Genomic DNA, 9224 nt, shown 5'->3' with positions numbered 1-9224 from the left:
TGGGCGCCGAGGTGATCAAGCTCGAGCCGCTGGAGGGCGACCACTCGCGCCGCCTGCTCGGCGCCGGCATCGGCTTCTTCCCCATGTTCAACCGCAACAAGAAGAGCATCGCGGTGGACCTGCGCAAGCCCGAGGGCGCCGCGCTCGCCCGCAAGCTGTGCGCGAGCGCCGACGTCGTGGCGGAGAACTTCAAGCCCGGCACGATGGAGAAGTACGGGCTGGACTACGCGTCGCTGAGCGCCGCCAACCCGAAGCTGATCTACGCGACGTGCAAGGGCTTCCTGCCCGGGCCCTACGACCACCGCACGGCGCTCGATGAAGTGGTGCAGATGATGGCCGGCCTGGCCTACATGACGGGCCGTCCGGGCGACCCGCTGCGCGCCGGCACCAGCGTCAACGACATCATGGGCGGCCTGTTCGCGGCCATCGGCGTGCTCGGCGCGCTGATCCAGCGCGGCATCACCGGCCGCGGCATGGAAGTGCAATCCGCCCTGTACGAGAACAACGTGTTCCTCGTCGGCCAGCACATGCTGCAGTACGCCATCACCGGCAAGCCCGCCGCGCCCATGCCGGCGCGCGACAACCCCTGGGCCGTCTACGACGTCTTCACCGTGAAGGACGGCGAGCAGATCTTCCTGGCCGCGGTGAGCGACGCCCAGTGGCTCAAGTTCTGCGACGTGCTGGGCTTCCCGGACCTGAAGTCCGAGCCGGACTACGCCACCAACAACCTGCGCGTGGTGCAGCGGCCGAAGCTGCTCGCCACCCTGCGCGAGCGCCTGCGCGATCGCAGCGCCACCGAACTGGCATCGCTCATGGAGAAGGCCGGCTTGCCCTTCGCGCCGATCCGCCGTCCCGAAGACCTGTACGATGATGCCCATCTCCTGGCCACCGGCGGGCTCGCGGACATGCGGCTGCCCGACGGAGAAAGGGCCGGCGAGACCGTCAAGACCACCCTGCTGCCCTTCACCCTCGGCGGCGAGCGCCTCGGCGTGCGGCTCGACCCGCCCGTCCTGGGCGCCCACAGCCGCGAACTGCTGGAGTCCCTCGGGCTCGGCGCCGCGGAGATCGAAGCGTTGCGGGCGAAAGCAGTGGTGGCTTGACAACAGGCATGCGATTCAGGAGACAAATTGAGCCATTCCACTTCCCTCATCACTCGTCGTAACGTGCTGGCCGCCGGCGCCGCGCTGGCTGCCGCCGGCCTGCCGCTGGCCACACTGGCCCAGTCCGGCAACGTGCGCTTCATCCTGCCCAACGCCACCGGTTCCGGCGTCGACGCGATCACCCGCTCGGCCGCCCCCGCGCTGTCGAAGGCGCTCGGCGCCAACGTGGTCGTCGAGAACCAGCCCGGCGCCGGCGGCGTGCTGGGCCTGCAGGCGCTGGCGCGCTCGGCCCCGGACGGCAACACGCTGTCCGTCGTGTCGAACAACGTCGTGATCTTCCCCAGCGTGCTGAAGTCCCTGCCCTTCGACATGCCGGGCGACTTCACGCCGATCGCCGTCGTCGGCGCCACGCCCATGGTGCTGGTCGCCAACCCGAACAAGGTGTCGGCCTCCAACGCGCGCGAGTTCTTCGCGCTGCTGAAGGCCAAGCCGGGCGAATACAACTTCGGCTCCGGCGGCAACGGCACCATCCTGCACCTGGCCGCGGAGCTGGTGATGGAAGCGGCCGGCACCAAGGCGCGCCACATCCCCTACAAGGGCGTGGGCCCGATGGTCGCCGACCTGATGGGCGGCCAGATCGACTTCGCCGTCGCGGCGCTGCCCAGCGTGCAGGGCCAGATCAAGGGCGGAGCACTGCGTCCGATCGGCCTGCTGACCGCGCAGCGCACCCCCGCCGCGCCGGAGATCCCGACGTTTGCGGAACAGGGCCTGGCCAACTTCGCGGTGGAAGCCTGGTTCGCCGTGATCGGACCCAAGGGCATGAGCGCCGCCAGCGTGAAGAAGGCCCACGACGCCGTGGTGGCCGCTTTCAACGACGCCGCGGTCAAGGAGACGATGGCCAAGATGGGCAACAGCATCCACGTCAGCACCCCCGAGCAGGCGCAGACCGCCTTCCGCACCGAGCTGGCGAAGTACGCGGCGCTGGTGAAGAAGGTGGGGCTGGAGCCGCAGTGACCAGAATCGGCGAGAGCGCGCGTTCCGTAGGCTGGTGCTGAGCGCGTTGCCGAGGCCGATGCCTCGGCAATGCCCGAAGCCCAGCGCTTCGCGGCGCTCGCGCATCGCTGGGCTTTCGCTATCGCTCCAGCACCAGCCTACGAGCAGCCAGCCTACGGTCTGGCTTGCACCACGGCGACGAAATCCTCGAACGCACCCTCCAGGTCGTCCAGGAGCTTGTGCAGCTCCTGCACCGACGCCCTTGCCGCCCGCTCCTCCAGGGCGGCGGCGATGGCGGCATAGCGCTCGGCGGAGACCATCAGGCCGCCGCCCTTGGCCGAATGCGCCAGCAGGCCCAGGGCCTGGCGGTTGCCGGACGCAAGCGTGGCACGCAACTTGGCCAGCAGCGGCGGCGTCGCCTGGCGGAAGGTGCCCAGCGCCACCTGCTGCAGCTCCGTGTCGCCACCGAAGCGCGAATCGAGGTCGCCCGGCGAGAAGGGCGGCAGGTCCGCCAGCCGTGAGGACTGCCCGCTGGCCCAGCGCGCCAGCACCCCGCGCAGGATGCGCAGGTCGATCGGCTTGGTCACGTAGTCGTTCATGCCGGCTTCGATGCAGCGTTCGCGGTCGCCCTTGATCGCGTTGGCCGTCATCGCGACGATGGTGCTGTTGCAGCCGGCCGCCCGCAGGCGCCGCGTCGCCTCGTAGCCGTCCATCTCCGGCATCTGGCAGTCCATCAGGATCAGGTCGAAGGGCTCGTCCAGCGCCAGCTGGCAGGCCTCGATGCCGTTGTTGGCCAGCCGCACGTTCTCGTAGCCCAGCTTGCGCAGCATGCCGAAGGCGACCACCTGGTTGGTGGTGTTGTCCTCCGCGATCAGGATGCGCGTGCCGGCCGAGGGCGCGGGCAGGTCCAGCCACACAGAGGCCGGCGCCGCCTCCTGCGCGCTGCGCACCGGCAGCGTCACCACGAAGCGCGAGCCCTGCCCCGGCGCGCTGCGCACCCGCACCGCGCCGCCCATCAGCTGCACCAGCTGCTGCACGATCGCCAGCCCCAGGCCGGTGCCGCCGAACTTGCGCGTGGTGGCCGTGTCGGCCTGCATGAAGCGCGTGAACAGCTGCGGCTGCACCTCCGGCGGGATGCCGATGCCGGTGTCGGCCACGGTGAATTCGAGCAGGTAGGCCGCGGGCTGGGTGGTGGCCCGCAGGTCCAGCGAAATCGATCCGGCGTGCGTGAACTTCAGCGCGTTGCCCAGCAGGTTCACCAGCACCTGGCGGATGCGCGTCGGGTCGCCCTGCACGAACTGCGGCACGCCCGGCTCCATGCGGACGCGGAACAGCAGGCTCTTCTCGGTGGCGCGCAGCCGGTAGAGGTTGGCCACGTCCTGCACCAGCTCGTGCAGGTCGAAGGCCACGCTCTCGATCTCCATCTGCCCCGCCTCGATCTTGGAGAAGTCGAGGATGTCGTTGACCAATGCCAGCAGCGAATGCGCGCTGCGGTCGATCAGGTCCGCGTGGCGCCGCACCTCCGGCGCCAGCGGCTCGTCCAGCAGCAGCTTGGTCATGCCGATGATGCCGTTCAACGGCGTGCGGATCTCGTGGCTCATGGTGGCCAGGAACTGGCTCTTGGCGCGGCTGGCCGCATCGGCGGCGTCGCGCGCCTCGCGCAGGTCCTGCTCCGCCTGCCGGGCCTGGGTGATGTCGCGGTTGGTGCCCACCATGCGCAGCGGCACGCCGTGGGCGTCGCGCTCGGCGACGCGGCCCTCGCTGTGGATCCACAGCAGGCTGCCGTCGAGGCGGCGCACCCGGTGCTGCACCGCATAGTGCGAGGACGTGCCGGCCAGCACCTTCTCCAGCGCGGCGGTGATGCGCGGCAGGTCTTCCGGCGGCACCAGGTCCAGCAGTTCCTGCGCGCTGCACCGGGTCTCGCGCGGCTCGCCGCCGCGCATGCGCGACCAGGTGGCCGAGAGGTAGACCGTCTCGGCGTGCACGTCCAGGTCCCACAGCGCCAGGCCCGAGCCTTCCAGCGCGCGGTGCAGGCGCTCCTGGCTCTGCTCCAGCGCGGCGCGCGCGCGCTGGCTCTCGGTCACGTCCTGCATCACGCCCACCAGGGCGGCGGGCCTGCCTTCGCGGAACTCCACCTGTCCGATGGAGCGCACCCAGACCTGGCGGCCGCGCGCGGTGGTCATCGGCACCTGCACGTCCCATGGGTCGCCGGTGGAAATGCAGCGCGCGGCGGTGGTGCGGATCACGCGCCGCACGGGCGGCGCGAAGTAGAGCAGGTGTTCGTCGCCGCGCGGGCGGTAGTCGGGCGGCAGGTCGAGCAGGCGGCGCAGCTGCGCCGTCCACAGCACTTCGCGCGTCTGCAGGTCCAGCCGCCAGCCGCCCACGCCCGCGATCTGCTCGGCGCGGGCGAGGAACGTGTTGCTCGCTTCGAGTTGCTGCCGGGTGGCGACCTCGTCGCTCACATCGATCAGCGAGCCGATGTAGCCGCCGGCCGATCCGCCCGGCAGCGCCACGGCGCGGCCGCGCGCGCGCAGATGCAGCACCTTGCCGTCGGAGTGCACCACCCGGAAGCCGTGGTCGAAGCTGCCGCCGCTGGCCGCAGTGGCCTGCCAGTCGCGGACCAGGCCCTCCTGGTCCTCGGGATGGATGCGCCGCATCCAGCCGTTGCCCAGCGACTCCTCCAGCGACAGCCCGAACAGCTGCTGCCACTGGGGGTTGGTGTAGACGCAGCGGCCCTGCGCGTCGGTGTGGAAGATGCCCACGGGGCAGCATTCCGAGAGCTCGCGGAACATCCGCTCGCTCGACGAGAGCACCGTGCGGTGCGCGGCCTGCCGCAGCAGCAGCGCCTGCATGGTGGCGCGCGCCAGTTCCTCCAGCGCGGCCCGCTGGGCGGGTGCGAGGCCGGGGCGCGGCTCCCGGTCCAGCACGCACAGGCTGCCGACCACGTGGCCTTCCGGGGTGGCGAGCGGTGCGCCGGCATAGAAGACGAAGTGCGGCGGGCCCCACACGCAGTCCTTTTCGCGGGTGCGCGGATCGAGGCGTGCGTCGGGGATCTCCACGTAGCCGCGCTCCGCCAGCACCGTGGTGGACAGCGCACTCGCGCGGGGAAACTCGGCGAAGCCTTCCAGGCCCGCCTGGGCCTTGATCCACAGCCGGTCCTGGTCGATCAGCGTCACCAGCGCCACCGGCGTGCCGCAGGCGGCGGCGGCGCTGCGCGCAAGGCTATCGAGCAGGCCCTCGGCTGGCGTATCGAGCACGCCCAGGCGCTCCAGCGCCCCGAGGCGTGCGGCCTCGTCGGCATCGGGAAGGGGCGGCGCGGTTCGGGCGGGGTCCACGCCAGCGACTCTAACGTGCCAGCGTCGAGGCGCCGAACAGGCTCTGGATGAATTCCACCGCCAGTTCGGCCGTGCGGTTGCGCACGTCGAGGGCCGGGTTGATCTCCACCACGTCGATGGAGCCGACGCGGCCCGTGTCGGCGATCATCTCCATGCACAGCTGCATCTCGCGGTAGGTGGGCCCGCCGCGCACGCCGGTGCCGACGCCCGGCGCCTCCATCGGATCGAGGCAATCGAGGTCGAAGCTCACGTGGATGTGCGTGTTCTCGTCCACGTCCTGCAGCACCTCCGTCATGGTGTAGCGCATGCCGTGTTCGTCGATGTGGCGCATGTCGAACACCTGCAGGCCCAGGTGGCGGATCGCCTGCTTCTCGTCGGCGTCCACGCTGCGGATGCCGACGAAGTCGATGCTGCCGGCATCGATGGCGGCGCGCTCGCCGCTCCAGCCCACCAGGTCGGCCGGGCCGTGCCCCAGCAGGCAGGCCACCGGCATGCCGTGGATGTTGCCACTGGGGCTGATCGCCTCGGTGTTGACGTCGGTGTGGGCGTCGAGCCAGATCACGCGCAGCAGCTTCTGCTCCTGCCGGCACTGGCGCGCCACCGCGCTGATGGAGCCGATCGCCAGGCAATGGTCGCCCCCCATCAGGATGGGCACGTGGCTCATCGCGAGCGCCGTCGACACGGCGTCGAAGACGGCGCGGTTCCAGGCCACCACTTCCCCCAGGTGGCGGATGCCGTGGACGGGCATCTGCCAGGGATTGGGCGGGCCGGAGAGATTGCCGCGGTCGATCACCTGGCAACCGTGGGCGCGCAGCGCCTCGGCCAGGCCGGCGACGCGCAGCGCGTCCGGGCCCATGCCGGCGCCGCGCACGCTGGCACCGACGTCGGTGGGCGCACCGATGAGGCTGACTGTGGTCATCGTTCGCGTGGATGTGCAGCGCCCATTGTGGCCCGAGCCGCGCCGCAGCGGGGCCGCTTGCAACGGGATGCATCCGGCGCCCCCATGGCCGCGTTCGAATCCGGAGAATGGCTCGCTCCGACCGAAACACCAGGACAGGAGCGACGATGCTGGCGATGCAATACCGCGGGCCCTACCGCGTGCGGGCAACACAGAAAGCCGACCCCCGGATCGAACACCCCAACGATGCGATCGTGCGCGTGCTGCGCTCGTGCATCTGCGGCTCGGACCTGCACCTCTACCACGGCCTCGTTCCCGACACGCGCGTGGGCCACACCTTCGGCCACGAGTTCGTCGGCGTCGTCGAGCAGGTCGGCTCTTCGGTGCGCAGCCTGCAGCCGGGCGACCACGTGCTGGTGCCGTTCAACATCTTCTGCGGCACCTGCTTCTTCTGCCAGAAGGAGCTGTTCTCCAACTGCCACAACGTCAACCCGGAAGCGACCGCCGTAGGCGGCATCTACGGCTACTCCCACACCACCGGCGGCTACGACGGCGGGCAGGCCGAGTACGTGCGGGTGCCGATGGCCGACGTGGGCCCGATGAAGATCCCCTCGGACCTGAGCCTCGACGACGCGGTGATCCTCACCGACGCCTGCCCCACCGGCTACCAGGCCGCGCAGATGGGCGAGATCGCCGAGGGCGACACGGTGGTGGTGTTCGGCGCCGGCCCGGTGGGCCTGTTCGCGGCCAAGTCGGCCTGGCTGATGGGCGCCGGCCGCGTGATCGTGGTCGACCACCTGGAATACCGGCTCGAATTCGCGCGCAGCTGGTGCCCCGCCGAGATCGTGAACTTCAAGGAAGTGCAGGACATGGCGGAGCACATCAAGGGCATGACCGACTGGCTCGGTGCCGACGTCTGCATCGACTGCGTCGGCGCCGAGGCGGTGGGCAACGCCCTGCAGGTGCTGAGCGGCCGCTACCTCAAGCTGCAGGGCGGCTCGGCCACCGTGCTGCACTGGGCCATCAACGCGGCCCGCAAGGGCGGCACGATCTCCATCGTGGGCGTGTACGGGCCCACGGGCAACATGGTGCCGATCGGCAACGTCCTGAACAAGGGCCTGACCATCCGCGCCAACCAGGCGGCCGTCAAGCGCCACCTGCCGCGCCTGATCGAGCACATCCAGGCCGGGCGGCTCAAGCCCAGCGAGGTGATCACGCACCGCTTCCCGCTGGAGGAAGTGGCCGATGCGTACCACATCTTCTCCAGCAAGCTGGACAACTGCATCAAGCCGGTGCTGATCCCGCCCTCGGCGCGCGCGTACGAGCGCGAGGTGAGCGCGCAGCTGCACTGAGGAATCGTCCATGAGCAACCATCCGGAAGACGCCACCATCTACGTCGAGAAGACGCCGCCGCAGGAGCACCAGCGCCGCCCGCCGGAAGGCATCGCCGGCTGGGGCGCCGACCTCGACCCGCAGGCGCGCCCCGGCTATCCGAAGGAGCGCACGCCACCGCGCTTCATCGCCAGGCACTGGGACGACATCGAACACCAGCCGCGCACGGTGCAGGTGTTCCACTCCACCGAGCGGCCGGGCCTCACGCCCGTGTTCGGCACCGCGCAGCCGCCCTCGGGCCTGTCGGGAATGATCCGCGCCGGCGCCTTCCGCTACAGCGAGAACGACCTGCGCCACTGGCTGATGCTGCTGTTCGCCGACCGCGTGAACGTGGTCGAAGGCATCATCGACGACCTCGCGCAGGGCCACGTGCCCAACTTCTTCACCGAGATGGGCGGCCCGGCGGAGTGGCGCTACAACCGCAACGGTTTCATCCGCAAGGCCGCCATCTTCGGCGGCGTCGCAGCGCTGCTGCTGTATGCGAACAGCCGGCGCAAGCGGCGACGCTGACCCTCTCTCCCACCCCCACGCAGTACGAAGGACCCCATGGAAGCGACCACGATAGGAATGAACCGCACCGGCGCCGCCCTCTCGCCGGTGGACGTGCAGGCCATGACCGAGGCGGCCGACGCGCTGAGCCCCGCGATGCCGATCGACACCACGGCGGCGGACGCCGAACGCCTGACCTACATCAACGAGTCGGAGACCGTCGGCTCGATCCCGCCGCCCGCCTCCATGAAAGGCGTGCTGAAGGCGGGCATGGCGAAGATGAAGGGCGCCGCGCCCAGCATCTTCCTCGACAAGATCGGCGAGCGCATCGCCTTCGAGCGCGGTGGCACCCGCCTGTACGAAGCGCTGATCACCAAGTACGAAGCCGTGCAGGCGCCCGGCCAGGAAGTGCTGGTGCCGGCCGACCAGTTGCCGCCGCTGGAGGGCGCTGCCGGCGCGCCCGGATCGGTGGCCGGCGAAAGCCCGCTGCAGACCCTGCACCGCATCCGCAACGAGGAACTGCAGCACTTCCACATGCTCGGCGAAGCCATGCGCAAGATGGGAGGCGATCCCACCGCGCAAACGCCCTGCGCCGACGTGATCGGCACCGCCTCGATGGGCCTGCTGCAGGTGCTGACCGATCCGCGCACGACGCTGGCGCAATGCCTCAACGCCATGCTCACGGCGGAAATGACGGACAACGCCGGCTGGGAGCTGCTGGTGGCGCTGGCGGAGGACGCCGGCGAATCGGAGCTGGCCGGGCGCTTCCTCGGCGCGCTGGCGCAGGAACAGGAACACATGGCGATCGTGAAAGGCTGGCTCACCGCGCTGGTGACGCAGGGTGCCGGCACGCCGGCGGTCTGAAGGGAGCGACAAGATGGCCATCAACCTGATGCAGGACCAGGGCACGCCGCTCGCGAAGCAGCGCTTCACCTGGAAGGACATGGTCGGCAAGCCGATCAGCAAGCTGGACGACGACGCCTGGACGCGGGTGCGCATCATCTGGATGAACGGGCA

Annotated in this window: 7 protein-coding genes; 5 read left to right on the top strand and 2 right to left on the bottom strand. The window is 70.3% G+C overall.

The window, feature by feature from the left end; all coding sequences use genetic code 11:
* A partial coding sequence (locus tag VFM98_RS13680; RefSeq protein WP_325110469.1) for a CaiB/BaiF CoA-transferase family protein occupies positions 1–1100 on the top strand: 1100 nt, incomplete at its 5' end.
* Between the two features lie 27 nt (positions 1101–1127).
* Positions 1128–2114 (top strand): tripartite tricarboxylate transporter substrate binding protein, encoded by a 987-nt coding sequence (locus VFM98_RS13675; RefSeq protein WP_325110468.1) that lies wholly within the window; start codon positions 1128–1130, stop codon positions 2112–2114.
* A 152-nt stretch (positions 2115–2266) separates the two neighbouring features.
* On the opposite strand, the gene VFM98_RS13670 is transcribed toward VFM98_RS13675, so the two are convergent.
* A complete protein-coding gene (locus tag VFM98_RS13670; protein WP_325110467.1) occupies positions 2267–5428 on the bottom strand; it encodes a PAS domain-containing protein in 3162 nt (1053 codons plus the stop codon).
* Positions 5429–5438: 10 nt separating this feature from the next.
* Positions 5439–6347 (bottom strand): arginase, encoded by a 909-nt coding sequence (gene rocF / locus VFM98_RS13665; protein ID WP_325110466.1) that lies wholly within the window; start codon positions 6345–6347, stop codon positions 5439–5441.
* A 146-nt stretch (positions 6348–6493) separates the two neighbouring features.
* Here rocF and VFM98_RS13660 point away from each other — a divergent pair, with 146 nt between their 5' ends.
* The 3 genes from VFM98_RS13660 to VFM98_RS13650 are packed head-to-tail and all read left to right on the top strand — an operon-like array spanning position 6494 to position 9071.
* On the top strand, positions 6494–7678 hold the full coding sequence (locus VFM98_RS13660) for a zinc-dependent alcohol dehydrogenase (protein WP_325110465.1): 1185 nt from the start codon (positions 6494–6496) through the stop codon (positions 7676–7678).
* A gap of 10 nt (positions 7679–7688) precedes the next feature.
* On the top strand, positions 7689–8228 hold the full coding sequence (locus VFM98_RS13655) for a hypothetical protein (RefSeq protein WP_325110464.1): 540 nt from the start codon (positions 7689–7691) through the stop codon (positions 8226–8228).
* 36 nt (positions 8229–8264) lie between these two features.
* Positions 8265–9071 carry a ferritin-like domain-containing protein gene (locus tag VFM98_RS13650; RefSeq protein ID WP_325110463.1) on the top strand — a complete coding sequence of 269 codons (807 nt, stop codon included), beginning with the start codon at positions 8265–8267 and terminating at the stop codon, positions 9069–9071.
* Positions 9072–9224: the final 153 nt, after the last annotated feature.

It is taken from the genome of Ramlibacter sp. (assembly GCF_035706265.1).
Taxonomy (GTDB): Bacteria; Pseudomonadota; Gammaproteobacteria; order Burkholderiales; family Burkholderiaceae_C; genus Ramlibacter.
Note: the sequence above shows the minus strand (reverse complement) of the source record. Positions and strands in the feature narration are given on the sequence as shown.